We start from the raw sequence: 24,442 nt of genomic DNA, 5'->3' as shown, positions 1-24,442 counted from the left end.
GCGGTGTGACTGGGCAAGCTCGGGCGAGGGATCGCGCCGCGCCGCCTTCTCGAAAATTGATGAGTGACCTGATGAACTGGACGTGGTTTCACAAGCTGGGTTCGCCCAAGTGGTTTTACCAGATCAGTGGCCGTTGGTTGCCTTGGCTGGCTATCGCCGCTGCCCTGTTGCTGGCGGTGGGGCTGGTCTGGGGGTTGGCGTTCGCGCCGCCCGACTACCAGCAGGGCAATAGCTTCCGGATCATCTATATCCATGTGCCGGCGGCCTTTCTCGCCCAGTCGATCTACGTGATGCTGGCCGTGGCGGGCATCGTCGGCCTGGTCTGGAAGATGAAACTGGCCGATGTCGCGGTGCAGCAGGCCGCGCCTATCGGTGCCTGGATGACGGCCATCGCCCTGATCACCGGGGCCATCTGGGGCAAGCCGACCTGGGGGGCTTTCTGGGTATGGGATGCGCGCCTGACCTCGATGCTGATCCTGCTGTTTCTGTATTTCGGCGTGATCGCCCTGGGCCAGGCCATCAGCAACCGTGACAGCGCCGCCAAGGCCTGCGCGGTGCTGGCCATCGTCGGGGTGGTCAACATCCCGATCATCAAGTATTCGGTGGAGTGGTGGAACACGCTGCACCAGCCGGCCAGCTTCAGCGTGGTCGAACGACCGGCCATGCCGCTGGAGATGTGGATGCCGCTGCTGATCATGGTGCTCGGTTTCTATTGCTTCTTCGGCACCGTCCTGCTCCTGCGCATGCGCCTGGAAGTGCTCAAGCGCGAGGGGCGCAGCAGTTGGGCGCAGACCGAGATCAGGGCGCAGGTGGAGAAGGGCCTATGAGTTTCAATTCGTTCGGCGAGTTTCTCGCCATGGGCAACCACGGCGCCTATGTCTGGTCGTCCTACGCCATCAGTCTGGTGGTCCTGGCGCTGAACGCGCTGCTGCCGATCCTGGCACGCCGCCGCTATCTGCAAGACGAGGCGCGCCGTTTGCGCCGAGAGGAATCGAAGTGAACCCTATCCGCAAGAAGCGCCTGTTCATCATCCTGGCCATCCTCGCCGGCGTCGGCATCGCCCTGGCCCTGGCCCTGAGCGCGTTGCAGCAGAACATCAACCTGTTCTACACGCCGACCCAGATCGCCAATGGCGAGGCGCCTCAGGACACCCGGATTCGTGCCGGTGGCCTGGTCGAGGAGGGTTCGGTGCAACGCTCCGGCGACTCACTGCAAACCGACTTCGTGGTCACCGATGGCGTGAAGAGCGTGACCATTCGCTACAGCGGCATCCTCCCGGACCTGTTTCGCGAGGGCCAGGGGATTGTCGCCATGGGCAAGCTCGATGGCCACGGCATGCTGATCGCCGATGAGGTCCTGGCCAAGCACGACGAAAACTACATGCCGCCGGAGGTCATGCAGGCCCTGGAACAGAGCGGCATGAACAAGCACTACGAGAACGGCAAGACGGGAGGCGCACAATGATTCCCGAACTCGGCCACCTGGCGCTGATTCTGGCCCTGTGCCTGACCCTGGTGCAGGCCAGCTTGCCACTGATCGGCGCCTGGCGTGGCGACCGCCAGTGGATGAGCCTGGCGGTGCCGGCGGCCTGGGGCCAGTTCGCCTTCCTGCTGTTCGCCTTCGTCTGTCTGACCTACGCCTTCATGGTCGACGACTTTTCCGTCGCCTACGTGGCCAGCAACTCCAACAGCGCGCTGCCCTGGTACTACAAGTTCAGCGCCGTATGGGGCGCCCATGAAGGCTCGCTGCTGCTCTGGGCGTTGATTCTCGGCGGCTGGACCTTCGCCGTTTCGATCGGCTCGCGGCAGTTGCCGGAGGAAATGCTGGCCCGCGTGCTGGGGGTGATGGGCCTGATCAGTGTCGGCTTCCTGTTGTTCCTGATCATCACCTCCAACCCCTTCGCACGCCTGTTGCCCAACAGCCCGATGGACGGTCGCGACCTCAATCCGCTGCTGCAGGACTTCGGCCTGATCATCCACCCGCCGATGCTCTACATGGGCTATGTCGGCTTCTCGGTGGCCTTCGCCTTCGCCATCGCCGCCTTGCTCGGCGGCAAGCTGGATGCGGCCTGGGCCCGCTGGTCGCGGCCCTGGACCCTGATCGCCTGGGCCTTCCTCGGCACCGGCATCGCCCTCGGCTCCTGGTGGGCCTATTACGAGCTCGGCTGGGGTGGCTGGTGGTTCTGGGACCCGGTGGAGAACGCCTCGTTCATGCCCTGGCTGGTGGGCACCGCGCTGATCCACTCGCTGGCGGTGACCGAGAAGCGCGGGGTCTTCAAGAGCTGGACCGTGCTGCTGGCCATCGCCGCCTTCTCCCTGAGCCTGCTCGGCACCTTCCTGGTGCGCTCCGGTGTGCTCACCTCGGTGCATGCCTTCGCCACCGATCCGGCGCGCGGCGTGTTCGTCCTGGCATTCCTGCTGGTGGTGGTGGGCGGCTCCCTGACCCTGTTCGCCATTCGCGCCCCGGTGGTCAAGAGCCAGGTGGGCTTTGCGCTGTGGTCGCGCGAGACCCTGCTGCTGACCAACAACATCATCCTGGTGGTCGCCGCCTCGATGATCCTGCTCGGCACCCTCTATCCGCTGGTGCTGGATGCGCTGACCGGGGCCAAGTTGTCGGTGGGGCCGCCGTATTTCAATGCGCTGTTCGTGCCGCTGATGGGCCTGCTGCTGGCGATGCTCGCGGTCGGCGTGCTGGTGCGCTGGAAGGACACGCCGCTGCGCTGGCTGCTCGGCATGCTGACTCCGGTATTGCTCGGCAGTGTGGCCCTGGCCGTGCTGGCGGCCCTGCTGGTCGGTGACTTCAACTGGGCGGTGCTGGGCGTCTGCCTGCTGGCGGCCTGGGTGGTGCTGGCCGGGATTCGCGACATCCTCGACAAGACCCGTCACAAGGGGTTGCGCAGAGGGCTGGCGGAACTGGGGCGCAGCTACTGGGGCATGCAACTGGCCCACCTCGGCCTGGCGGTGTGCGCCCTCGGGGTGATCCTCACCAGTCTGGGCAGCTTCGAGCGCGATATGCGCATGGCACCGGGCGATTCGGTGGAGATGGGCGGCTACCAGTTCATCTTCGAGGGTGCCGCGCACCGCGAGGGGCCCAATTTCAGTGCCGATCGGGGAACTGTCCGGGTGATCGAGAGCGGTCGGCAGATCGCCGTGCTGCACCCGGAGAAGCGCCTGTACAGCGTGCAGCAGTCGGTCATGACCGAGGCGGGCATCGATGCGGGCTTCACCCGTGACCTGTTCGTCGCCCTGGGCGAGCCCTTGGAAGATGGCGCCTGGGCGGTACGGGTGCATATCAAGCCCTTCGTCCGCTGGATCTGGCTGGGCGCCTTGCTGATGAGTCTGGGTGGCCTGCTGGCGGCGGCCGACAAGCGCTACCGGATCAAGGTCAAGACCCGGGTGCGCGAAGCCCTGGGCATGCAGGAGGCGCAAGCATGAGGCGGGTACTGCTGGTGTTGCCGTTGGTGATCTTCCTCGGCGTGGCGGTGTTTCTCTACCGCGGCCTGTACCTCGACCCGAGCGAGCTGCCGTCGGCCCTGATCGGCAAGCCGTTTCCGGCGTTCGCCCTGGCTTCGCTGGACGATCCGGCGCGCACCCTGACCCAGGCCGATATCAAGGGCAAGCCGGCCCTGGTCAACGTCTGGGCGACCTGGTGTCCGTCTTGCCGCGCCGAGCACCCGGTGCTGAACAAGCTGAAGCAGGCCGGGGTGACCATCTACGGCGTCAACTACAAGGACGAGCGCGCGCCGGCGCAGAAATGGCTGCGCGAGCTGCACAACCCCTACCAGCTCAATATCGAGGATGCCAAGGGCAGCCTGGGGCTGGACCTGGGCGTCTATGGCGCCCCGGAGACCTTCTTCATCGATGCCGAGGGCATCATCCGCCACAAGTTCGTCGGCACCATCGACGAGCAGGTCTGGCGCGCCAAGCTGGCGCCGCTGTATCAGCAATTACTGGATGAGGCCAAACCATGAGGCGTCTACTCGGTGCCGCCGCGCTCGGCCTGGCGCTGCTGGGCACGGCCCAGGCCGCCATCGATACCTACGAGTTCGGCAGCGAGGCGGAGCGTCAGCGCTATCGCCAGCTGACCGAAGAACTGCGCTGTCCCAAGTGCCAGAACCAGAATATCGCCGACTCCAACGCGCCCATCGCCATGGACCTGCGCGCGGAGATCTATCGCATGCTCGAGGAAGGCCAGAGCAACGAGCAGATCGTCGAGTTCCTGGTCGACCGCTACGGCGACTTCGTCCTCTACAAGCCGCCCGTCAGTGGCCGCACCCTGCTGCTCTGGTACGGACCGGCGGCGCTGCTGATCGGTGGCTTCGTGTTGCTCGGGGTGATTGTGTTGCGCCGCCGGAGCAAGGGCTCGAAGGCGCGGGACGGCCTGTCGGCCGATGAACGGCAACGGCTCGCCGACCTGCTAAATCAAGCCTCCATGGATAAGAAAGAGCAATGATCGATTTCTGGTTGTCCGCCGGCCTGTTGCTGCTGGCCGCCGTGGGTTTTCTCCTGGTCCCGCTGTTGCGGGGGCGCAAGGCCCAGGCCGAGGAAGATCGTACCGCGCTGAATGTCTCGCTCTATCAGGAGCGCCTGCAGGAGCTCGAGGGCCAGCGCCAGGCCGGCACCCTCAGCGATGCCCAGTGGCGGGCCGGCTGCGACGAGGCGGCGCGCGAGCTGCTGGCCGACACGGAACAGGCGAGCAAGGCCCGGGGCACTGTGCTTGGGCGCCGCGTGCCCATCGCCGCGGCCTTGCTGATGCCCTTGCTGGGTTATGGCCTGTACCTGCACTGGGGCGCGATCGACCAAGTCGAGCAGGCGCGCACCTTCGCCGAGCAGCCGCGCAGCATCGAGGAGATGACCGCCCGCCTGGAGGCACGGGTGCAGAGCGACCCCGAGTCGGCCGAAGGCTGGTACTTCCTCGGCCGCACCTATATGGCCCAGGACCGCGCGGGCGAGGCGGCCAAGGCCTTCGAGCGAGCCGTGGGTATCGCCGGGCGTCAGCCGGAGCTGCTAGGCCAGTGGGCGCAGGCCCTGTACTTCGCCGGTGACAAGCAGTGGAGCGAGCAACTCCAGGCGCTCACCGACGAGGCCTTGCAAGCCGAGCCGGCGGAAGTCACCAGCCTGGGCCTGCTCGGTATCGCCGCCTACGAGGAGCAGCGTTTTCAGGATGCCATCGGTTTCTGGCAGCGGCTGGTCGCGGTGTTGCCCGAACAGGACCCCTCGCGCCAGGCCATCGAGAGCGGTATAGCCCGCGCCCGTGAGCGCCTCGGTGAGCCGACGGCACCGGCGGCGGCTGGACAGCTGACCGTTCGGGTCGATCTTGCCGCGGCGCTCAAGGACAAGGTGCAGCCGGGCGACAGCGTGTTCGTCTTCGCGCGGGCGCTGTCCGGGCCGCCGATGCCGCTGGCGGTCAAGCGCCTGACCGTGGCCGATCTGCCAGCCGAAGTCAGTCTGTCGGACAGCGACGCGATGATGCCGCAGCTGAAACTGTCCGGTTTCGAGCGAGTGCAACTGGTGGCGCGAGTCTCGCGCAGCGGCACGGCGACCGCCGGCGAGTGGATCGGCCGCAGCGAACCACTGGCCAGCGCCACCCGCGAGCCCCAGCAGCTGACCATCGACAGCGCCGACGGCCAGGCACAATGAGTCGGCTGCCGGCGACGGTCCTGCTCGTCGGCCTGCTGGGCCTTGCCGGCTGTGCCCTGCAGGGGCCGCAGCCGGTCGGCCAGGGGCCGCTGAGTCAGGCTCATCCGCGCTATGCTCCGCCGCCCGGCGTGCAGAGCCAATGGGATGCCCGCCTGGGCGTCTACGTGCTCACTGGCGCGCGCGATCTGTACTACCGCGAACGCACCTATTACCGCTGGAACAACGGCTGGAGCTGGGCCACCAGCGTCCAGGGGCCCTGGCAGCCGACCGACAGCAGCGGCGTGCCGCCAGGGCTGTACCGGCATTACCCGCACTGAGGCGCCGCGCCGCTAGGCCGCAAGCCATCTTGATGCAGGTGGACTGCCGCGCCTGACCTCAGGCCAGCACGCCGTCGCGAAAGTCGCGCAGCGCCTGCTCGATCTCCTCGCGGCTGTTCATCACGAAAGGCCCGTATTGCACGATAGGCTCGCCCAGTGGCTTGCCGGCGATCAGCAGCAATCTGGCCCCGGCGCTGCTGCGCAGCTGCAGTTCGCCCTGGTCGGACAGGCGCACCAGGTGCCCGGCCCGAGCCTGCTGCACAGGTTCGCCGGGGAGCTCCAGGCTCCCCTCGTAGACATACAGCAGGACGCGATGGCCCTCGGGCAGGCGTGGCGCGACTTCGCCGCCGGCGGGCAGGTGCAGGTCGAACAGCTGTGGCTCGGTCTGCGGTCGCTGAACGGCGCCGGCCTGGCGTACCCGGCCATCGTCGAAGTGGCCGGCGATCACCACCGCCTCGACACCGCCTGCAGTGGTCAGGCGTGGGATCTCGCTGGCAGGGATATCGCGATATCCGGGCTCGCCGAGCTTGTCCCTGGCGGGCAGGTTGAGCCACAGCTGGAAGCCGCGCAGGGTGCCCTGCTCCTGTTCCGGCATCTCGCTGTGGATGATGCCGCGGGCGGCGGTCATCCACTGCACGCCGCCGCTGCGCAGCAGGCCGACGTTGCCCAGGTGATCCTCGTGGCGCATGCTTCCGGCGAGCATGTAGGTGATGGTCTCGAAACCCCGGTGCGGGTGCGCAGGAAAGCCGGCGATGTAGTCGTCGGGGTCGTCCGAGGCGAACTCGTCGAGCATCAGGAAGGGGTCGAAGCGCTCGATCCCGGCGCCACCGATCACCCGGTTCAGGCGCACGCCGGCGCCGTCGGACGCCGGTTGCCCCGGCTGAATGGATAGGACGTTGCGCAGCTGCTTCATCGGACACCTCCTCGGGTTGGAATCTGTCCATCCTATTCCTGATAATCAGATCGATGGTTGCGAAATTCACCTCTTACGTATCGAATATTTGGATTTGTCGGCTGGGGTAAGGTCGCTGCCCCGGCGCTCACACGGGCGGCTCGATCACTCGGCGATTTGCAGCTTGCGCGCCTCTTCATAGGCAAAGCGCAGCTTCTCGTATTCGAAGGGCGAGTTGAGCTGGCCGTAGCGGAACTCGTTGCTGGCGCGCTGATCGATCAGCTTCAGCCCGGTGATTTCCGGGTGTTCGGCGCTGGCAGCGGCGACGTTGAGCAGGTTGACCCGGTTCTCTGCGGTGAAGTCCACCAGCAGGCCACCGGTGTCGCGCAGGTTGGAGGGGCCCAGTAGCGGCAGCATCAGGTAGGGGCCGGCGGGTAGCCCGTAGGTGCCCAGGGTCTGGCCGAAGTCCTCGCGCTGTTTCGCCAGGCCCATGCGGCTGGCCGGATCCCAGAGGCCGGCCACGCCCAGGGTGGTATTGAACAGCAGGCGCGCGCCTATCTGCATCGAGCGCTTGCCCTTGAACTGCAGCAGGCTGTTGAGCAGGTTGGGCACATCGCCCAGATTGCTGAAGAAGTTGCTGACCCCACGCTGGACCAGGCTGGGGGTGACATAGCGGTAGCCGTTCACCACGGGCAGAAAGACCCACTCGTCGAAGCGGTAGTTGAAGTGGTAGACCCGTCGATTCCACGACTCCAGCGGGTCATAGACGTTCAGTGCGCTCAGCGTTGCCCGCTCGAACTCCTGCTGATCCAGGCCCGGGTTGAACTGCAGGTGCTGCAGGGGATGCTTGAAGCCGTCGTCATCCGGCACATGGTCGGCCGTCGCCGCCTGGCCGTATGCCAGCAGGATGGCCAGGAGCAAGGCGCTGGTTGACGGCTTAGCCACGAAAGAACTCCAGAATGGCGTCGCTGTTGACGCGGTAGTTGAGGTTGCCGCCGTGGCCCCCCCGCGGGTAGACCGTCAGCCGATCGCCCAGGGTGCGGCGCAGGAAGCCCAGGTCGCCGGCGCCGAGGATCAGGTCGTCGGCGTTGTGCATCACGGCAATCTTGTCGCTCTGCGCGAGGTAGTCCTCGAGGGCATAGAGGCTGACCTGTCGGACCAATTCGGTCAGGCTGCTGCCGTCGTAGCGCGCCCGCCACATCGGGATCAGGTGTTCGGTGATGTAGCAGTCGAAGTCGCACTGCAGGGCGAGCTTGAAGAAGGGCGTGAGGCTGGTGCCCTCGTCGATTGGCACGCCCACCGGGGTGATGAGGCCGCGGCGGTTGATCAGGTCGGAGGTGAAGACGATATCGGCGGAGGCGAAGCGGAACACCGTGCCGATCAGCATGGCCATCTGCTCGTCGGAGAGTTGCTCCTTGGATTGCTGGAAGTCATAGAGCACCGCCTCGTCGAGGTCGATATGGCCCTTGGCCTGGAAGTAGCGGGTCAGTTTGCCGAGCATCAGCTCGTAGAAGGTGGTGCTGTTGTCGATGCCCTTGACCCGGGTTTGCACCAGGCGATCGAGGTTGCTGATCGAGGTGTAGAGGTTGACCGGCGGATTGAGCAGCAACACCCGCTTGAAGTTGAAGCTGCGCCGGGTTTCGTCGAGATGGCTGACGAAGGCAGCCTGCAGTGCGCCGAGGCTGAAGCCGGTCAGGTTGAATGCGTTGATGGCCAGTTCTGGATGCTGCGCTCGCACCGCCTGCATGACCCGGTACAGGTCGTCGGCGTCGTCGGGGGTGTAGCCGGGAGTGGCGAAGCGCGAGGCGGCGGTCATGAAGTCGTAGCTGCTCGGCGAGGACAGCTGGACCACGTGATAGCCGGCGCCGTAGTACAGCTTCTTCAGGTACTCCATGGTGCTGCCGGCGTAGTGCCCGCCGGTGCCGGCGATGATGAACATCAGCGGGGCGCGACCGTCCTGGCGGGCCAGGCGATAGCGCAGCTTGGTCACCGGCCAGAAGTTGCCGGGAACCTCGAACTCGCGTTCCGGGCGCAGGTTGAGTTGGTAGTCCGCCTGGTCGATGTCCGCGTCAGCCGGCAGCGCCGGGCGCAGCTCCGGCGGCGTGGTGACGATGGTCGCCTCGAAGGGGTTCGCCAGTGGATAGCCATAGTGCTCGGCGTCGATCTGGTCCGCCCACAGCGGCGTGCCGATCAGCAGGCCGCCGAGCAGGGTGGCGAGGCGTTGCAGGGGTGACATGGCCGGGTCTCCCTAGAGGCGCGTGAATGCTCGGGATATGACCATGCACGGCTCGCCAAGTGCCATCAATGGCCTTGTTGCGCCAGATCGCGCAGTGCCGGCCCGGTCAGGCGATAGACAGTCCAGTCATCCAGCGGCCGGGCCCCCAGGCGCTGGTAAAAGCCGATGGCCGGCTGGTTCCAGTCCAGCACCGACCACTCCAGGCGGCCGCAGCCGCGCTCCAGTGCCAGGCTGGCCAGGCGGCCGAGCAGGGCCTTGCCGAGACCGGCGCCGCGCGCACTGGTACGCACATAGAGGTCTTCCAGATAGATGCCCGGCTTGCCGAGGAAGGTCGAATAGCTGTGAAAGAACAGGGCGAAGCCCGCCGCCTCGCCATTCATTTCGGCGATCAACACTTCGGCGAAGGGGCGCGAGCCGAACAGGTGTTCGGCCAGTTGCGCCGGCTCGGCCACCACCTGGTCGGCAAGTTTCTCGTATTCGGCGAGTTCACGGATCAGGGACAGGATCACCTCGACGTCGTCGGGTCGGGCGAAGCGGATCTGGGTGCTGGGCATGGTCGTTCCTTGGGCCATTGATGCAGGCGAGCATGCCTTGCCCCGCCCGCTCGGGCAACCTGCTCAGGCGAATGAGCCCGGACTCAGGCCTGGTGGTGCAGCCAGGCGTGGCTGGGGCGCTCGGCCTCTGCAGGGGCGCGGGTCTCGATCCGTCGCCACAGCTTCTCATGAACATGGAAACCGACCGAGTTGCACAGGGGTTCGATGGCGGCCACCAGCCCGCTGGCGGAGACACTGCCGGTCAGCCCATAGGTCACGCCGAAGGCGATACAGAAGTGCATCAGGGTAAAGGTCAGGGTCTTGAGCATGCTATGCCTCGGCTGAAAATGCGTCCTGGTTGCGAGTCAGCCTAGAGTCCTGCCCATGATTGAAGAAATGTTTCCTGCTCATCGTCTCGATAGATACGTTGAATATCCAGTCGTCCGTGCTGACGCATCAATGGGTAGTGGTTTCATTTGGGGGCGCCGATTTGACAAGCGATCGAAGGTGGCTAACGTCAGCTGAGCGGTGCATGGACGTCCCGCGCCGCGAGCATTTCTTACAAGGAGTTCTACCCATGTCAAAGCACTACTTCGCGTCCCTGCTGTTCGCCGCCCTGGCGGCCACCTCCCTCGCCACTTCCGCCGCCGACACCTCGAAAACCGCCCCGCCCAAGGCCGAGGCGGTGCAGGTGGCCGAGCTCGGCAAGATCGACCTGAACAGCGCAGATGCCGCCACGCTGCAGCGAGAGCTCAGTGGTATCGGCGAGTCGAAGGCCAGGGCCATAGTCGCCTATCGGGAGGCCAACGGACCCTTCGTCTCGGTCGACGAACTGCTGGAGGTCAAGGGGATCGGCCAGGCCATTCTGTCGAAGAATCGCGACAAGCTGCGCGTCGACTGACCCAGGGTGCGGATGGAGGCCGGTCGATGACCGGCCTTTTTCGTTCTGGGGCGCACCCTCAACAGGCGGTGGAGTGTCTGAGCTCGAAGACAAGCTGAACGCGCTTCAGCGCGGACCTGAAGGGATGTGCCCTGGCGAATAACCTGGGACGCAGTCCCTGGTGAGAGTCCGGCAGGCAGAAAAAAGCCCCGGCTTAACCGAGGCTTTCGAAATTGGCTCCGCGACCTGGACTCGACAGCGCAGCTGAACGCGCTTTAGCGCGGCCCCGAAGGGGTGAGCCTTGGCGAATAACCTGGGACGCAGTCCCTGGTGAGAGTCCGGCAGGCAGAAAAAAGCCCCGGCTTAACCGAGGCTTTCGAAATTGGCTCCGCGACCTGGACTCGAACCAGGGACCCAATGATTAACAGTCATTTGCTCTACCGACTGAGCTATCGCGGAACAACGATGCGTATCCTACTGATTAAAAAGGGGAAGTCAAGAGCCTCAAGCTTCCCCTTGTCGCCTCAGAGCACCTGGGCGATGGCCTGGGTGACGACCGGCAGGTTGCGCTGGTTCAGGGCCGCGACGCAGATGCGTCCGGTGCCCACGGCGTAGATGCCGAATTCGCTCTTCAGGCGTTCAACCTGTTCGGTGGTCAGGCCCGAGTAGGAGAACATGCCGCGCTGCTGGGCGACGAAGCTGAAATCGCGCTTGGCGCCGAGGGCGGCCAGTTGCTCGACCATCGCCAGGCGCATGCCGCGAATGCGCTCGCGCATCTCGCCCAGCTCGGCTTCCCACATGGCGCGCAATTCCGGGCTGTTGAGCACGGTGGCGACGACGCTGGCGCCGTGGGTTGGCGGGTTGGAGTAGTTGGTGCGAATGACGCGCTTGACCTGAGACAGCACGCGGCCGGTTTCTTCCCGCGAGCCTGTGACGATGGACAGAGCGCCGACCCGTTCGCCATACAGGGAGAACGATTTGGAGAAGGAGCTGGAGACGAAGAAGGTCAGGTCGGATTGGGCGAACAGGCGCACAGCGGCGGCGTCCTCCTCGATACCGTCGCCGAAACCCTGGTAGGCGATGTCGAGGAAGGGCACGTGCTCACGCTCACGGAGAATCTCGAGGATCGCTTGCCAGTCGTCCATGGTCAGGTCGACGCCGGTCGGATTGTGGCAGCAGGCGTGCAGCACGACGATGGAGCGCGATGGCAGGTTCTTCAGGTCTTCGAGCAGGCCACCACGATTGACACCGTTGCTGAAGGCATCGTAGTAGCGGTAGTTGCGCACCGGGAAGCCGGCGGCTTCGAACAGCGCGCGGTGGTTTTCCCAGCTCGGGTCGCTGATGGCCACGGTGGCGTCCGGCAGCAGGCGCTTGAGGAAGTCCGCACCGATCTTCAGCGCGCCGGTACCGCCCAGGGCCTGGGCGGTAATTACCCGGCCTTCGTTGACCAACTGCGAGTCGGCGCCGAACAATAGGGTCTGTACGGCCTGATCGTAGGCGGCGATACCCTCGATGGGCAGGTATCCGCGTGGCGCGTGCCTTGCCGTCAGCGCGTTCTCGGCCTCCGCGACTGCGCGCAGCAGCGGGATGCGCCCGTCTTCGTTGGTGTACACACCAACGCCCAGATTGACCTTGGTGGGGCGGGTATCGGCGTTGAATGCTTCGTTGAGACCCAAAATGGGATCACGCGGAGCCATTTCGACGGCAGAGAACAGACTCATGGATGCGGCAGCTCGGAGACAGGGGGTGGGTGTCTGCAACACCCCGCTACGACTGGCGCTAGGGGTTGCGTACTTGGGCCGTTAGTATAACCAGCCGGGTCGCATGCCGCGACAGCGTGCACGCGCTTTTCAAAGGGTATGACGTACGCTATCGGGCGGCGTCACAACCGATTGTCGAGGTTAGTCATGTCCGAGTTTCAACTGGTCACCCGATTCCAGCCGGCAGGCGATCAGCCGGAGGCGATTCGGCAGATGGTCGAGGGCCTGGAGGCGGGGTTGTCGCACCAGACCCTGCTCGGGGTGACTGGCTCGGGCAAGACCTTCAGCATTGCCAACGTGATTGCCCAGGTGCAGCGCCCGACCTTGGTGCTGGCGCCAAACAAGACCCTGGCGGCGCAATTGTACGGTGAGTTCAAGAGCTTCTTCCCGAACAACGCGGTGGAGTATTTCGTCTCCTACTACGACTACTACCAGCCCGAGGCCTATGTGCCCTCGTCCGACACCTTCATCGAGAAGGACGCCTCGATCAACGACCATATCGAGCAGATGCGCCTGTCGGCGACCAAGGCGTTGCTGGAGCGTCCCGACGCGATCATCGTCACCACGGTCTCCTGCATCTACGGCCTGGGCAGCCCCGAGAGCTACCTGAAGATGGTGTTGCACGTCGACCGCGGCGACAAGCTGGACCAGCGCGCGCTGCTGCGCCGCCTGGCCGACCTGCAGTACACCCGCAACGACATGGACTTCGCCCGCGCCACCTTCCGTGTGCGCGGCGATGTGATCGACATCTTCCCGGCCGAATCCGATCTGGAAGCCATCCGCATCGAGCTGTTCGACGACGAGGTGGAAAGCATCGCCGCCTTCGATCCGCTGACCGGTGAGGTGATCAAGAGGCTGCCACGCTTCACCTTCTATCCCAAGAGCCACTACGTCACCCCACGCGAGACCCTGCTGGAGGCGGTGGAGCAGATCAAGGTCGAGCTCAAGGAGCGCCTGGACTACCTGCGTGGCGCGGGCAAGCTGGTCGAGGCCCAGCGCCTCGAGCAGCGCACCCGCTTCGACCTGGAGATGATTCTCGAGCTGGGCTACTGCAACGGCATCGAGAACTACTCGCGCTACCTGTCCGGACGCGGCCCGGGTGAGCCGCCGCCGACCCTCTACGACTACCTGCCGGACCAGGCCCTGCTGGTGATCGACGAGTCCCATGTGTCGGTACCGCAGGTCGGCGCCATGTACAAGGGCGACCGTTCGCGCAAGGAAACCCTGGTCGAATATGGCTTCCGCCTGCCCTCGGCACTGGACAACCGGCCGATGCGCTTCGAGGAGTGGGAGGCGGCCAGCCCGCAGACCATCTTCGTCTCGGCCACCCCGGGGCCCTATGAAGCCGATCATGCCGGGCGGGTGATCGAGCAGGTGGTGCGGCCCACCGGACTGGTCGACCCGCAGGTCGAGGTGCGCCCGGCGCTGACCCAGGTCGATGACCTGCTGTCGGAGATCCACAAGTGCGTGGCATTGGAGGAGCGTGTGCTGGTCACCACCCTGACCAAGCGCATGGCCGAGGACCTGACCGATTACCTGGCCGACCACGGGGTCAAGGTGCGCTACCTGCACTCGGACATCGATACCGTGGAACGGGTGGAGATCATCCGCGACCTGCGCATCGGCGCCTTCGACGTGCTGGTCGGCATCAACCTGCTGCGCGAAGGCCTGGACATGCCGGAGGTGTCGCTGGTGGCGATTCTCGATGCCGACAAGGAAGGCTTCCTGCGCAGCGAGCGCTCGCTGATCCAGACCATCGGCCGCGCCGCGCGCAACCTCAACGGCCGGGCGATCCTCTATGCCGACCGCATGACCGGCTCGATGGAGCGGGCGATCGGCGAGACCGAGCGGCGGCGCAACAAGCAGATCGCCTTCAACGAAGCCCACGGTATCGTGCCCAAGGGCGTGAAGAAGGACGTCCAGGACATACTCGAAGGGGCCACCGTGCCCGGCTCGCGCAGCAAGAAACGCAAGGGCATGGCCCAGGCCGCCGAGGAAAGCGCCCGTTACGAGAACGAGTTGCGTTCGCCGAGCGAGATCACTAAACGCATTCGCCAGCTGGAAGAGAAGATGTACGCGCTTGCCCGTGACCTGGAGTTCGAGGCCGCGGCGCAGTTGCGCGACGAGATCCACAAGCTGCGCGAGCGCCTGTTGCAGGTGTGATGGGACTCAGTGCGCCGCGCCAGCGCCGGCGCCGGCCGGCAGCTTGCGGGTCAGCAGCACGGCGAGCATGCTGATGCCGAGGGCGATGCCGATCCAGTGGAAGGCATCGTTGTAGGCCATGATCATCGCCTGTTGGTGGGTGATGGCGCTGAGCTTGGCCAGTGCCGCCTGCTGGCTGCCGAGCGTGTCGGTCAACAGCGCCAGGCGCTCGGCGACTTGCGGGTTGCTGGGGACCAGCGACTCGCGCAGGTAGTCGAAGTAGACGGCGGCGCGGCTGTCGAGCAGGGTGGCCAGCAGGGCGATGCCGATGGCGCCGCCGAGGTTGCGCAGGATGTTGAACAGGCTGGAGGCCGAGCCGGCATCCTGCGGCTGCACGTAGGCGGTGGCGATCAGGGAAATAGTCACCATCACCAGTGGCTGGCCGAGGGCGCGGATCAGCTGGATATGGTTGAACTGCGGGCCTGCGAAGTCCGGGTTGAGTACCCCGGAGGCGAAGCTGGCCAGGCCGAACAGGCCGAACCCCAGGGCGCACAGCAATCGAGGCGAAATCACCTTCATCAGCAGCGGCACCAGCGGGATCAGAAACAGCTGCGGAATGCCCATCCACATGATCACCTCGCCGATCTGCAGGGCGTTGTAGCCCTGGATCTGCGCCAGGTACAGCGGCAGCACATAGATCGAGCCGTACAGGCCCATGCCCAGGCCGACGCTGGAAATGCTCGACAGGCCGAAGTTGCGTTCGCGCAGCACGCCCAGGTTGATCAGCGGATTGGGTCGCGACAGCTGGAGGATGACGAACAGCACCAGGCTGATGGCGGCGATGCTGCCGAGCCCGCTGATCAGGCTGGATTCCAGCCAGTCCTTGCGATGGCCCTCCTCGAGAAACACCTGCAGGCAGCCCAGGCCCAGGCCCAGGGTAAGGATGCCGGCATAGTCGCTGCTCTTGAGCAGTTCCCAGTGTGGGGGCTTCTTCTCCAGGCCGTAGAGCAGTCCGGCGATCATCAGCAGGCCGGGCGGCACGTTGATGTAGAAGATGTATTCCCAGCCGAAGCTCTCGGTCAGCCAGCCGCCCAGCGTTGGCCCGATCGAGGGGGCGAAGGTGGCAGTGATGGCGAACAGCGCCATGCCCTTGGCGCGGTGATGCTCCGGCAGCTTGATCAGGATCAGAGTGAACGCCAGGGGAATCAGGGCGCCGCCGGTGAAGCCCTGCAGGGCACGGAAGGCGATCATGCTCTCCAGGCTCCAGGCCATCGAACAGAGCAGCGAGGAGGCGAGAAAACCGACCGAGACCCACACCGCCAGGCGCCGCGCCGAGAGCAGCTGGACCAGCCAGGCGGTCATCGGGATCATGATGATCTCGGCGACCAGGTAGGCGGTGGATATCCACGAGCCCTCTTCGAGGGTGGCCGACAGCGCGCCCTGAATGTCCTTCAGCGAGGCATTGGTGATCTGGATGTCCAGTACCGCCATGAAGGCCCCGAGCAGGGCGCTCATCACCGCAATCCAGTCGCGTCGGCTGGGTTCAGCGGTCGGGCGGATCAGTGCATCAGCCGCCATAGTGCTGGTCGGCCTTGATCTCGACCTTGACCTCGGCCGACATGCCGGGGCGGATCAGGCCCTTGAGCGGGTTGTCGGTGGCGAAGGTCAGCTTGACCGGAATGCGTTGTACCACCTTGGTGAAGTTGCCGGTGGCGTTGTCCGGCGGCAGCAGGCTGAACTGCGCGCCCGAGGCGGCGAACAGGCTGTCGACCCGCGCCTCGATCGGCGTATCCGGAAAGCTGTCGAAGGTCAGCTCGGCGCGCTGCCCGGGTTGCATGTGGCCGATCTGGGTTTCCTTGAAGTTGGCTTGTACCCAGATGTCCTGATCCGGCACCAGCGACAGCAGGTAAGTGCCCGCTTGGACGAACTGGCCGGCGCGGGCGGCGCGCTGGCCGATAAAGCCGCTGATTGGTGCGTGAATGCGGGTGCGCGCAAGTTCCAGTTCGGTCTGGGCCAGGTCGGCGCGGGCGCTGAGGATCTGGGCGTCGAGGCGCTTGATTTCCGCCTCCAGCGTACCGATCTGCTGGCGCTGGGCCTGCAGGTCTGCCTGGGCCTTGCTCACCTGCGAGCGCGCCACGCGGCTGTCGGCCGCCAGGGTGGTGACCCGCTCCTCGGAGACGTAGCCGGGTTTGCGCAGGGTCTGGGCGCGGTTCAGGTCGATCTGGGTGCGGCCCAGGGTGGCCTGGCTGGCCGCGACGTCGGCCTGGCTGGCGGCGATCAGGCTGGCCTGCTGCTGCAATCTACTGCGGGCCTGGGCCAGCTCCGCCTCGCGGGTGGCCAGCACCGCCTGGGCGCGCTGCCGCGCCAGTTGGAAATCGGCGTTTTCCAGTACCACTAGCAGTTCGCCTTGCTCGACATGCTGGTTGTCCTGCACCAGCACCTGCTCGACGCGCGCACCGAGTTGGCTGGAGACGCGGGTGATTTCGCCCTGCACGTAGGCATTGTCGGTACTTTCCAAGTAGCGTCCGACCAGCAGCCAGTGGCCGGTGAGGGCGGCGGCGATCAGGCCGAGAACAATCAGGAAGACCAGCAGGCGGCGTTGCAGTTGGGCGGGCATGGCGGGCGCTCGAAGCTCGGACAAATAGTCTTCGCGAATCTAGCAGTGTTCCTTTCAAGGCAGTAGCCGGTAAACTTCGGAAACTTTGTTGCTTATGGGGAACAATAATGGGGCTGGATGATGCACTGATCTTCACCCGCGTGGTCGAATGCCACAGTTTCACCCTGGCGGCCCAGGGGCTGGGGATGCAGAAATCCACGGTGAGCCGGCGTATCGCGCTGCTGGAGGAGCGGTTGGGGGTGCGCCTGCTCAACCGTACCACGCGCAAGCTGCGCCTGACCGAGGTCGGCCAGGCGTACTACGAACGCTGCCGGCAGATCATGCTCGATTTCGCCGAAGCCGAGCAGGCGGTGATGCAGTTGCAGCAGGCGCCGTCGGGCTTGCTGCGCATCAGCGCGCCGATCGAGTTCGGTCAGTTGTTCCTCGGCCGGGTGTTGGGGGAGTTCATGCGCCAGTACCCGCAGATCAGCGCCGAAGTGGAACTCACCTCGCGGCGGGTTGACCCGGTGGAGGAAGGGGTGGACATCGTCATCCTGGTCGGCCAGCCGCAGGACTCCACCCTGGTCGCGCGCAAACTATTCGAAACGGAGCGCTTACTCTGCGCCAGTCCGGAATATCTGGCCGCCCAGGGTACGCCAGGTGCGGTGGCCGAGCTGGCCGATCACCGCGCCGTGCTGCTGCCGCACGACTCGCCGCGCCACTGGCCGCTGCTGGATGAAAGCATTGCCTGTCGTTGTGTGCTGTCGAGCAACAACATCACCTTCGCTCGCGAAGCTGTGCTGGCCGGGGCCGGCATTGCCGCGTTGCCCAGCATGATCTGCCAGGAGGCATTGCGAAGCGGTCGACTGGTGCAGCTGCTGGCAGCCGCGCGCCTGTCGGTCAACGAGCTCTATGCGGTTTACCCTTCCAGGCGGTTTCAGGCGATGAAGGTGAAAACCTTCCTCGACTTCCTGATGGCCTGCCTGCCGATCGAGCGCGGCCTGCGGCTGGAGCCGGCGGCGGCTGGCCTGTTACCATCGGCGCCACAATCGATTCCCGCTTCAACTCCTCGAGACTCTTCATGACCACCGTCCGCACCCGCATTGCGCCATCGCCCACCGGCGATCCCCACGTAGGCACCGCCTATATCGCCCTGTTCAATCTGTGCTTCGCTCGTCAGCACGGTGGCGAATTCATTCTGCGCATCGAAGATACCGATCAGTTGCGCTCGACCCGCGAATCCGAGCAGCAGATCTACGACGCCCTGCGCTGGCTTGGTATCGAGTGGAGCGAAGGTCCGGATGTGGGCGGTCCTCATGGTCCGTACCGGCAGAGCGAGCGCGGGCACATCTACCAGAAGTACAGCGCCGAGCTGGTGGAAAAGGGCCATGCCTTCCACTGTTTCTGCAGCGCCGAGCGGCTGGACAGGCTGCGCGCCGAGCAGATGGAGGCCAAGCAGACCCCGCGTTACGACGGTCATTGCATGCACCTGTCGGCCGCCGAAGTGCAGCAACGCCTGGCGGCGGGCGAGCCCAACGTGGTGCGCATGAAGGTGCCGAGCGAAGGCGTCTGCGTGGTTCCGGACATGCTCCGTGGCGAGGTCGAGATCCCCTGGGATCGCATGGACATGCAGGTGCTGATGAAGACCGATGGCCTGCCGACCTACTTCCTGGCCAACGTGGTGGATGACCACCTGATGGGGATCACCCATGTGCTGCGGGGTGAGGAGTGGTTGCCCTCGGCGCCCAAGCTGATCCTGCTCTACGAGTACTTCGGCTGGGACAAGCCGCAGCTGTGCTACATGCCGCTGCTGCGCAATCCGGACAAGAGCAAGCTGTCCAAGCGCAAGAACCCGACTTCGATCACCTTCTACGAGCGCATGGGCTTCCTGCCTCAGGCGATGCTCAACTACCTCGGTCGGATGGGCTGGTCGATGCCCGACGAGCGTGAGAAATTCAGTCTCGACGAGATGATCGAGCACTTCGACATCCAGCGTGTGTCGCTGGGCGGGCCGATCTTCGACCTGGAGAAGCTGTCCTGGCTCAATGGCCAGTGGCTGCGCGAGCTTTCCGTCGAGGATTTCGCCGCCGCCGTGCAGAAGTGGGCGTTCAACCCCGACTACCTGATGAAGATCGCTCCCCATGTGCAGGGGCGGGTGGAGACCTTCAGCCAGATCGCGCCCCTGGCCGGCTTCTTCTTCGCCGGTGGCCTGAACCCGGACGCCAAGCTGTTCGAGCACAAGAAGCTGTCCCCCGATCAGGTGCGCCAGGTCATGCAGCTGATCCTGTGGAAGCTGGAGGCGCTGCGCCAGTGGGAGAAGGACAGGATCACCGGCTGTATCCAGACGGTAGTCGAGCACCTGGAGCTGAAGCTGCGTGACGCCATGCCGCTGATGTTCGCCGCCATCACCGGCCAGGCCAGTTCGGTGTCGGTGCTCGATGCCATGGAAATCATCGGCCCGGACCTGACCCGTTTCCGTCTGCGCCAGGCCATCGAGTTGCTCGGTGGCGTGTCGAAGAAGGAAAACAAGGAGTGGGAAAAACTCCTGGCCGCCATCGGCTGATCGGGCCGTTGTCGACGGGGAAGGGTAAGTGTTTGTTCTGTCAGCATAAAAAAAGCAGTTCCGGATGAAAATTATGTTGACAGTACCCAGGGGCGCCCTTAACATGCGCCCCGTCCTCGAGATGGGGCTATAGCTCAGCTGGGAGAGCGCTTGCATGGCATGCAAGAGGTCGACGGTTCGATCCCGTCTAGCTCCACCAATCTCGACTCCTTCGGGAGTGCCAGAATCGACTTCGGTCGATTCACGAAAAGGGTTTTGCGTCCCCTTCGTCTAGTGGCCTAGGACACCGCCCTTTCACGGCGGTAACAGGGGTTCGAGTCCCCTAGGGGACGCCACTATTTCCAGCCGCAGCGCTTAGGCGCTGCAGCCAGACCGCAAGGTTTCGGGGCTATAGCTCAGCTGGGAGAGCGCTTGCATGGCATGCAAGAGGTCGACGGTTCGATCCCGTCTAGCTCCACCAATTCCACGACAGGCCAGCCTAGTGCTGGCCTCGTTCTTCGAAGGTTTCGTCCCCTTCGTCTAGTGGCCTAGGACACCGCCCTTTCACGGCGGTAACAGGGGTTCGAGTCCCCTAGGGGACGCCAGTTTCTTTGCCCGCCTTGCGGGATTTTTGAGGGTCATTCCTAGCGGAGTGACCCTTTTGTTTTTCTGCCTGTCCTTTTTCTCTTTCGATTCGTCAGCCGACCAGCGGTCGCAAAGAGCGCTTGCTTAAATTTATTACGAGCATAATATTTCAATTGTAATATTTGGAGGTTGGCATGAGCGACAAGAAAGCACAGACCCGTGAACGCATTCTGGCGGCGGCGAGCGCTGCGCTGGTCCAGCGCGGCCCGGCCGAGCCGAGCGTCGGTGAGGTGATGGGAGCGGCGGGGCTGACCGTGGGCGGCTTCTATGCGCACTTCGATAGCAAGGATGCGCTGATGCTGGAGGCCTTCAGGCAACTGCTTGGCCAGCGCCGGGAGTTGATCAAGCAGATGGACAGCGATCTGCCCGCTGCCGAGCGCAGGGCGCTGATGGCGGCGTTCTACCTGTCGCGCAAGCACCGCGATGCCACCGAGCAGGCCTGCCCATTGCCCAGCTCGCTGAGCGAGCTGGCGCGGCTGCCCGAGGGGTTTCGTGCGGCCCTGGCCGAGCATGTGGAGTTGATGGTGGCGCAGTTGGCGGCCAGTCCGGAGGAGGTCTCCGGGGTGCTCGCCGATATCGCCTTGATGGTGGGGGGGCTGGCGCTGGCGCGGGCGCTCGGCCCCGGGGATTTGTCCGACCGCGTACTGCGTGCCGCCAAGGCGGCAATTGTTTGAGGAGAGAGACCATGAACGGCATGAACTGGGTGCGTGGATTCAACGCCACCGTTGGTTGGGTGGCTCCGCAGGCGGTGGCGAGCAGGCTGCGCGCTGAATTTATGACGCCGCGGGTAGCGGCGCCGCGTGACTGGGAGCTGCCGCTGCTGGCTCAGGCCGAGCGGGTGACCCTGCGCTTCGGTCTTTCGGCGCTGCGCTGGGGCAGCGGTCCGGTGGTGCTGCTGATGCACGGCTGGGAAGGTCGGCCGACCCAGTTCGCCGTGCTGATCAAGGCCCTGGTGGGCGCCGGCTACGCGGTGGTCGCACTCGATGGCCCGGCCCACGGCCGCTCACCCGGACGGGAGGCGAACGTGGTGCAGTTTGCCCACGCCCTGCTCGAGGCGGCTAGCGAATTACCGCCACTCAAGGCGGTGATCGGTCATTCCATGGGCGGTGCCAGTGCCCTGTTGGCGACCCAGTTGGGCCTGCGTGCCGAGGCGCTGGTCAGTATCGCCGCGCCGAGTCGCATCCTCACCGTATTGCGTGGCTTCGCGCGGCATATGGGTTTGCCGGCGCAGGCCCGCGCGCATTTCGTGCGTCTGATCGAGGAGAAGGCCGGCATGCCGGCAGGGCGCCTGGACGTGGCGCGCTATCGGTTGGACTTGCCTGGCCTGATCGTGCACGCGGCCGACGATCCGCAGGTGCCCTACAGCGAGGCCGAGGCGATGCACGAGGCCTGGTTCGACAGCCGCTTGCTGCGCCTGGAGGCCGGCGGGCATCATCGGGTTCTGGCCGATCCGCGGCTGCATCAAGCGGTGCTGGAGTTGCTCGCCGAGTTGCCGGCTCAGGCCCCATCCAGGGCGCTGGCCTCGTAGCATTCGACGCGGTTGCGACCGCTCGCCTTGGCCCGGTAGAGCGCCAGGTCGGCCCTCTGCAGCAGCTCCTCGGCATCGAGCTCGGCGCCTGCTTGGCTGCAGCAGATGCCGATGCTCAGGCTCAGCGCGATGCTCTGGGGCTGATGCGGGCAGGGATGCTGGGCCAGGTCGTCGCGCAATCGCTCCGCCAGCTCATTGGCGCCAGCCAGGTCGGTGTCGCAGAGGATGGCGACGAATTCCTCGCCGCCGAAGCGGGCGAGCAGGTCGCCGCCGCGCAGGCTTTGTTGCATGCGCTGGGCGGCATGGCGTAGGCAGGCGTCGCCGGCCAGGTGGCCATGGCGGTCGTTGACCTGTTTGAAATGGTCCAGATCCATCATCAGCAGGGCCAGCGGGCGCTGACCACGGACTGCACGGGCCAGGCAGCGCTGCAGCTCTTCGTTCAGCGACTGCCGATTGAGTAGCCCGGTGAGGCCGTCGTGACGATTCAGTTCGGACAGTTGGCGGTTGGCCTCGGACAGATCGCCAAGGGCTTGTTCGAGCGCCGCGGTACGGTCCTTGACCCGTGTTTCCAGGCCTTCGTTGATCTGTTTTTGCAGGTCCAGGCCCTTGGCTTGCTCGAGGCGCAACTGGCGCTCCTTGGCGAACAGGTGGATCTGTGCCTGTTGGTGCTCGCGCTGCACCTGGCGGATGCGGGCCGCCAGGGCGATGGAGAACACCGCCAGCTCGATCAACGCGCCGATCTGCTGGGCGTGCAGGGTCAGTCTCGAGTAGGGCAGCAGCCCGGTGCCGGTGAGGATGCTGAACAGGCTGGCGGCGATCAGCACGAACCAGCCGGCGGCGAACAGTCGCGCGGCTTGAAAGCCGGCCCGCCAGCGCAACAGGGTAAACAGGCAGGCGAGAATGGCGCCGACGACGACCAGGCCGAAGCTGCCGATCAGGGCCGTGCGGTAGGGCCCGATCAGGGCCAGGATCATGACCAGCAGGGTGCAGCCGAGCAGCAGGCGGGTGATCCAGGTATAGAAGGGCGGACAGCGTCTGAGATCGAGCACGCCGTAGGTGAACAGGATGCCGAACAGGGTGGCGACCGCCGAGCTGAGCGGAAAGCTCAATTGATGCCAGGCGAGCGCCTGCGGCCACAGCCATTGCAGGGCGAAGCCGAGCTGGATGAACTGATAGCCGGCGAAGCTGGCGACGAACAGGCTGTACCAGAGATAGTTGCGGTCGCGGGTGATGAGATGGATCGACAGGTTATACAGGCACAGCGCCGCCAGTGCGCCGAAGAACAGTCCCTGCAGGAGCAGCATGCGCTGTTCTCGATGCTCGAAATCTGCGGCGGTCATCAGGCTGGCACTGAGATTGGCCGAGCCGGCGGTCTGCATGCGCAGCAGCAGTTCGCGGCGTTCACCGGCGGCCAGGTGTAGCGGCAGCACGAGCTGGCGATGATCGACCCAGCGTGCCGCGAAAGGCCGCTGGTCGCCGGCCTGGTAGACGCGTTCGCGGTCCAGGCCGTAGGCGTCCAGGTAGTCCAGCAGCGGATTGCCGACCAGCAGCACCCAGTCGATGGCCCAGGCTTCGGGGTTTTGCAGGGTTAAACGCAGCCAGTAGGCGCTGCCGCTGTAGCCGAAGCTGGCATCACGGCGCCCAACCGGTTGCCAGGCCGATTCCGGCAGGGCGCGTACCTCGTTGATCCGCGCGGAGCCCTCGGCGTCCTCCCACACCTGCATATGGGGGCCGGGCAGGATGGGCGTCTGGGTCGCGCGCAGGATCAGCGGATGTGTCGAGCCCAGGGCCGGGAACAGCGCCAGCAACAGCAGCGACCACATGCGTATGACTGCCATCAAGCGCCAAGCTCTCGTGTCTGGTAGGTTTCACGGCGAAACAACATTGGCGCATTATTACCCGGTCTGACGCAGGGGTGATAGCACGGTGCCGCCAGGATGATGCGGTGCCATAAGGGTGTCGATCGGGCCTGACGGCGATCGCTGTGCCGGTGCGCCAGGGCGTAGCCACAGGATTTGGGAAATGAGGAGTGAGGCGATGAGGCCGAAGATGAATGGAGGCGGTGGCTGCGGCCATGCGCCATGGCTGCTGGTCGCGCCGGCAGTGTCGATGTATGGGCGCAGCCGGGATGCGAGGCGTCGGCCATGAACTGGGACCTGGCCAACCCTTTCGTTATCGATATCCGCGTCGGCGCCGATGACATCGACGGCCTGGGGCACGCCAACAATGCGGTCTATGTCAGCTGGCTGGAGCGCTGCGCCTGGCGCCACTCGCAGTTTCTGGGCCTGGACCTGGCCGAATACCGCCGGCTCGGTCGGGCCATGGCGGTGGTGCGTCACGAGATCGACTACCTGGCCAGCGCCTACGAGGACCAGGAGCTGCAGATGGCCACCTGGATCGTCGAGTCCGACCAGCGCTTGAAGATGGATCGGCGCTTCCAGCTGATCCGTCCCGCCGATGGCACGACCCTGTTGCGGGCCAGGACCACCTTCGTCTGTATCGAGCTGTCCACGGGTAAGCCCAGGCGCATGCCGGCAGAGTTCGTCGACGGTTACGGGCGCGCCCTGCAAAGGCCGTTTCCCCTCGAACTCTAGGGCCGGCTAGTTGTGTAAACCCAGTACGTTGTTCAGTGGAAGTGGCGCGCGGCTAATGGGCGGGCTGTAACCGAGGCTGGCATGTGGGCGGTGCCAGTTGTAGTGGTGCAGCCATGGCAGCAGGAGGGCTGCGCGCTG

25 protein-coding genes and 5 tRNA genes are annotated in these 24,442 nt (G+C 65.1%); 19 read left to right on the top strand and 11 right to left on the bottom strand.

Features of this window, described 5'->3' with window-relative positions; genetic code table 11:
• Positions 1–68 precede the first annotated feature (68 nt).
• The 8 genes from AB5S05_RS13265 to AB5S05_RS13230 are packed head-to-tail and all read left to right on the top strand — an operon-like array spanning position 69 to position 5,956.
• A complete protein-coding gene (locus AB5S05_RS13265; RefSeq protein WP_369288152.1) occupies positions 69–827 on the top strand; it encodes a heme ABC transporter permease in 759 nt (252 codons plus the stop codon).
• Positions 824–1,000 (top strand): heme exporter protein CcmD, encoded by a 177-nt coding sequence (gene ccmD / locus AB5S05_RS13260; protein ID WP_369288000.1) that lies wholly within the window; start codon positions 824–826, stop codon positions 998–1,000. Before AB5S05_RS13265 ends, ccmD begins: the two co-directional genes overlap by 4 nt.
• Positions 997–1,464, top strand: coding sequence for a cytochrome c maturation protein CcmE (ccmE, locus tag AB5S05_RS13255; protein ID WP_369287999.1), 468 nt, complete (start codon positions 997–999; stop codon positions 1,462–1,464). The genes ccmD and ccmE overlap by 4 nt, the downstream gene beginning before the upstream one ends.
• Positions 1,461–3,434, top strand: a complete 1,974-nt coding sequence (locus AB5S05_RS13250; RefSeq protein ID WP_369287998.1) for a heme lyase CcmF/NrfE family subunit — start codon at positions 1,461–1,463, stop codon at positions 3,432–3,434. Before ccmE ends, AB5S05_RS13250 begins: the two co-directional genes overlap by 4 nt.
• Positions 3,431–3,970 carry a DsbE family thiol:disulfide interchange protein gene (locus AB5S05_RS13245; RefSeq protein ID WP_369287997.1) on the top strand — a complete coding sequence of 180 codons (540 nt, stop codon included), beginning with the start codon at positions 3,431–3,433 and terminating at the stop codon, positions 3,968–3,970. Before AB5S05_RS13250 ends, AB5S05_RS13245 begins: the two co-directional genes overlap by 4 nt.
• Positions 3,967–4,452, top strand: a complete 486-nt coding sequence (locus AB5S05_RS13240; RefSeq protein ID WP_369287996.1) for a cytochrome c-type biogenesis protein — start codon at positions 3,967–3,969, stop codon at positions 4,450–4,452. The genes AB5S05_RS13245 and AB5S05_RS13240 overlap by 4 nt, the downstream gene beginning before the upstream one ends.
• Positions 4,449–5,639, top strand: a complete 1,191-nt coding sequence (gene ccmI, locus AB5S05_RS13235; protein WP_369287995.1) for a c-type cytochrome biogenesis protein CcmI — start codon at positions 4,449–4,451, stop codon at positions 5,637–5,639. The genes AB5S05_RS13240 and ccmI overlap by 4 nt, the downstream gene beginning before the upstream one ends.
• Positions 5,636–5,956: a hypothetical protein gene (locus AB5S05_RS13230; RefSeq protein ID WP_369287994.1), complete on the top strand. Its 321-nt coding sequence runs from the start codon at positions 5,636–5,638 to the stop codon at positions 5,954–5,956. The genes ccmI and AB5S05_RS13230 overlap by 4 nt, the downstream gene beginning before the upstream one ends.
• A gap of 58 nt (positions 5,957–6,014) precedes the next feature.
• Here the strand turns inward: AB5S05_RS13230 and AB5S05_RS13225 are convergent, their stop codons facing one another.
• From AB5S05_RS13225 to AB5S05_RS13205, 5 genes are all read right to left on the bottom strand, one after another.
• Complete coding sequence (locus tag AB5S05_RS13225) at positions 6,015–6,869, bottom strand: pirin family protein (RefSeq protein ID WP_369287993.1); 855 nt, start codon at positions 6,867–6,869, stop codon at positions 6,015–6,017.
• A 144-nt stretch (positions 6,870–7,013) separates the two neighbouring features.
• Positions 7,014–7,769: an MlaA family lipoprotein gene (locus AB5S05_RS13220; protein ID WP_438943579.1), complete on the bottom strand. Its 756-nt coding sequence runs from the start codon at positions 7,767–7,769 to the stop codon at positions 7,014–7,016.
• A gap of 16 nt (positions 7,770–7,785) precedes the next feature.
• On the bottom strand, positions 7,786–9,084 hold the full coding sequence (locus AB5S05_RS13215) for a serine/threonine protein kinase (RefSeq protein WP_369287992.1): 1,299 nt from the start codon (positions 9,082–9,084) through the stop codon (positions 7,786–7,788).
• A 65-nt stretch (positions 9,085–9,149) separates the two neighbouring features.
• Positions 9,150–9,638, bottom strand: a complete 489-nt coding sequence (locus AB5S05_RS13210) for a GNAT family N-acetyltransferase (RefSeq protein WP_369287991.1) — start codon at positions 9,636–9,638, stop codon at positions 9,150–9,152.
• 83 nt (positions 9,639–9,721) lie between these two features.
• Entirely contained in the window at positions 9,722–9,946 is a 225-nt protein-coding gene (locus AB5S05_RS13205; protein WP_369287990.1) for a DUF2061 domain-containing protein, read from the bottom strand.
• 248 nt (positions 9,947–10,194) lie between these two features.
• Here AB5S05_RS13205 and AB5S05_RS13200 point away from each other — a divergent pair, with 248 nt between their 5' ends.
• Positions 10,195–10,518 (top strand): ComEA family DNA-binding protein, encoded by a 324-nt coding sequence (locus tag AB5S05_RS13200; RefSeq protein WP_369287989.1) that lies wholly within the window; start codon positions 10,195–10,197, stop codon positions 10,516–10,518.
• A gap of 362 nt (positions 10,519–10,880) precedes the next feature.
• Here the strand turns inward: AB5S05_RS13200 and AB5S05_RS13195 are convergent.
• Together AB5S05_RS13195 and AB5S05_RS13190 are read right to left on the bottom strand one after the other, a co-directional pair.
• A tRNA-Asn gene (locus AB5S05_RS13195) sits at positions 10,881–10,956 on the bottom strand.
• Between the two features lie 65 nt (positions 10,957–11,021).
• Positions 11,022–12,218 carry an amino acid aminotransferase gene (locus AB5S05_RS13190; RefSeq protein WP_369287988.1) on the bottom strand — a complete coding sequence of 399 codons (1,197 nt, stop codon included), beginning with the start codon at positions 12,216–12,218 and terminating at the stop codon, positions 11,022–11,024.
• Between the two features lie 186 nt (positions 12,219–12,404).
• Between AB5S05_RS13190 and uvrB the strand changes: the two genes are divergently transcribed.
• Positions 12,405–14,420 (top strand): excinuclease ABC subunit UvrB, encoded by a 2,016-nt coding sequence (uvrB, locus tag AB5S05_RS13185; protein WP_369287987.1) that lies wholly within the window; start codon positions 12,405–12,407, stop codon positions 14,418–14,420.
• Between the two features lie 6 nt (positions 14,421–14,426).
• Here the strand turns inward: uvrB and AB5S05_RS13180 are convergent, their stop codons facing one another.
• Both AB5S05_RS13180 and AB5S05_RS13175 read right to left on the bottom strand, forming a co-directional pair.
• Complete coding sequence (locus AB5S05_RS13180; protein ID WP_500180663.1) at positions 14,427–15,977, bottom strand: MDR family MFS transporter; 1,551 nt, start codon at positions 15,975–15,977, stop codon at positions 14,427–14,429.
• Positions 15,967–17,016, bottom strand: coding sequence for an HlyD family secretion protein (locus AB5S05_RS13175; protein WP_369287986.1), 1,050 nt, complete (start codon positions 17,014–17,016; stop codon positions 15,967–15,969). Before AB5S05_RS13175 ends, AB5S05_RS13180 begins: the two co-directional genes overlap by 11 nt.
• A gap of 107 nt (positions 17,017–17,123) precedes the next feature.
• On the opposite strand from AB5S05_RS13175, the gene AB5S05_RS13170 reads away from it, so the two are divergent.
• From AB5S05_RS13170 to AB5S05_RS13135, 8 genes are all read left to right on the top strand, one after another.
• Entirely contained in the window at positions 17,124–18,080 is a 957-nt protein-coding gene (locus AB5S05_RS13170) for a LysR family transcriptional regulator (RefSeq protein ID WP_369287985.1), read from the top strand.
• Positions 18,077–19,558, top strand: a complete 1,482-nt coding sequence (gltX, locus tag AB5S05_RS13165; protein WP_369287984.1) for a glutamate--tRNA ligase — start codon at positions 18,077–18,079, stop codon at positions 19,556–19,558. Before AB5S05_RS13170 ends, gltX begins: the two co-directional genes overlap by 4 nt.
• A gap of 123 nt (positions 19,559–19,681) precedes the next feature.
• Positions 19,682–19,757 (top strand) — tRNA-Ala (locus AB5S05_RS13160).
• Between the two features lie 60 nt (positions 19,758–19,817).
• Positions 19,818–19,893: transfer RNA gene (locus AB5S05_RS13155), tRNA-Glu, on the top strand.
• Positions 19,894–19,942: 49 nt separating this feature from the next.
• Positions 19,943–20,018: transfer RNA gene (locus AB5S05_RS13150), tRNA-Ala, on the top strand.
• 48 nt (positions 20,019–20,066) lie between these two features.
• A tRNA-Glu gene (locus AB5S05_RS13145) sits at positions 20,067–20,142 on the top strand.
• Between the two features lie 174 nt (positions 20,143–20,316).
• The gene (locus AB5S05_RS13140) at positions 20,317–20,856 is read left to right on the top strand and encodes a TetR/AcrR family transcriptional regulator (protein WP_369287983.1); all 540 of its coding nucleotides are present in this window, start codon (positions 20,317–20,319) and stop codon (positions 20,854–20,856) included.
• Between the two features lie 11 nt (positions 20,857–20,867).
• Positions 20,868–21,710 carry an alpha/beta fold hydrolase gene (locus tag AB5S05_RS13135; RefSeq protein ID WP_369287982.1) on the top strand — a complete coding sequence of 281 codons (843 nt, stop codon included), beginning with the start codon at positions 20,868–20,870 and terminating at the stop codon, positions 21,708–21,710.
• Here the strand turns inward: AB5S05_RS13135 and AB5S05_RS13130 are convergent.
• A complete protein-coding gene (locus AB5S05_RS13130) occupies positions 21,680–23,548 on the bottom strand; it encodes a sensor domain-containing diguanylate cyclase (RefSeq protein WP_369287981.1) in 1,869 nt (622 codons plus the stop codon). The two genes, AB5S05_RS13135 and AB5S05_RS13130, sit on opposite strands and share 31 nt — an antisense overlap.
• Positions 23,549–23,854: 306 nt before the next feature.
• Between AB5S05_RS13130 and AB5S05_RS13125 the strand changes: the two genes are divergently transcribed.
• Positions 23,855–24,304: an acyl-CoA thioesterase gene (locus AB5S05_RS13125; RefSeq protein ID WP_369287980.1), complete on the top strand. Its 450-nt coding sequence runs from the start codon at positions 23,855–23,857 to the stop codon at positions 24,302–24,304.
• 6 nt (positions 24,305–24,310) lie between these two features.
• Here AB5S05_RS13125 and AB5S05_RS13120 read toward each other — a convergent pair.
• Positions 24,311–24,442: integrase core domain-containing protein (locus tag AB5S05_RS13120; protein WP_369288149.1), on the bottom strand; the 132-nt coding region annotated here is incomplete at its 5' end.

Source organism: Pseudomonas zhanjiangensis (genome assembly GCF_041027545.1).
Classification (GTDB): Bacteria; Pseudomonadota; Gammaproteobacteria; order Pseudomonadales; family Pseudomonadaceae; genus Aquipseudomonas; species Aquipseudomonas zhanjiangensis.
This window is presented reverse-complemented; position numbering and strand designations above follow the sequence as displayed.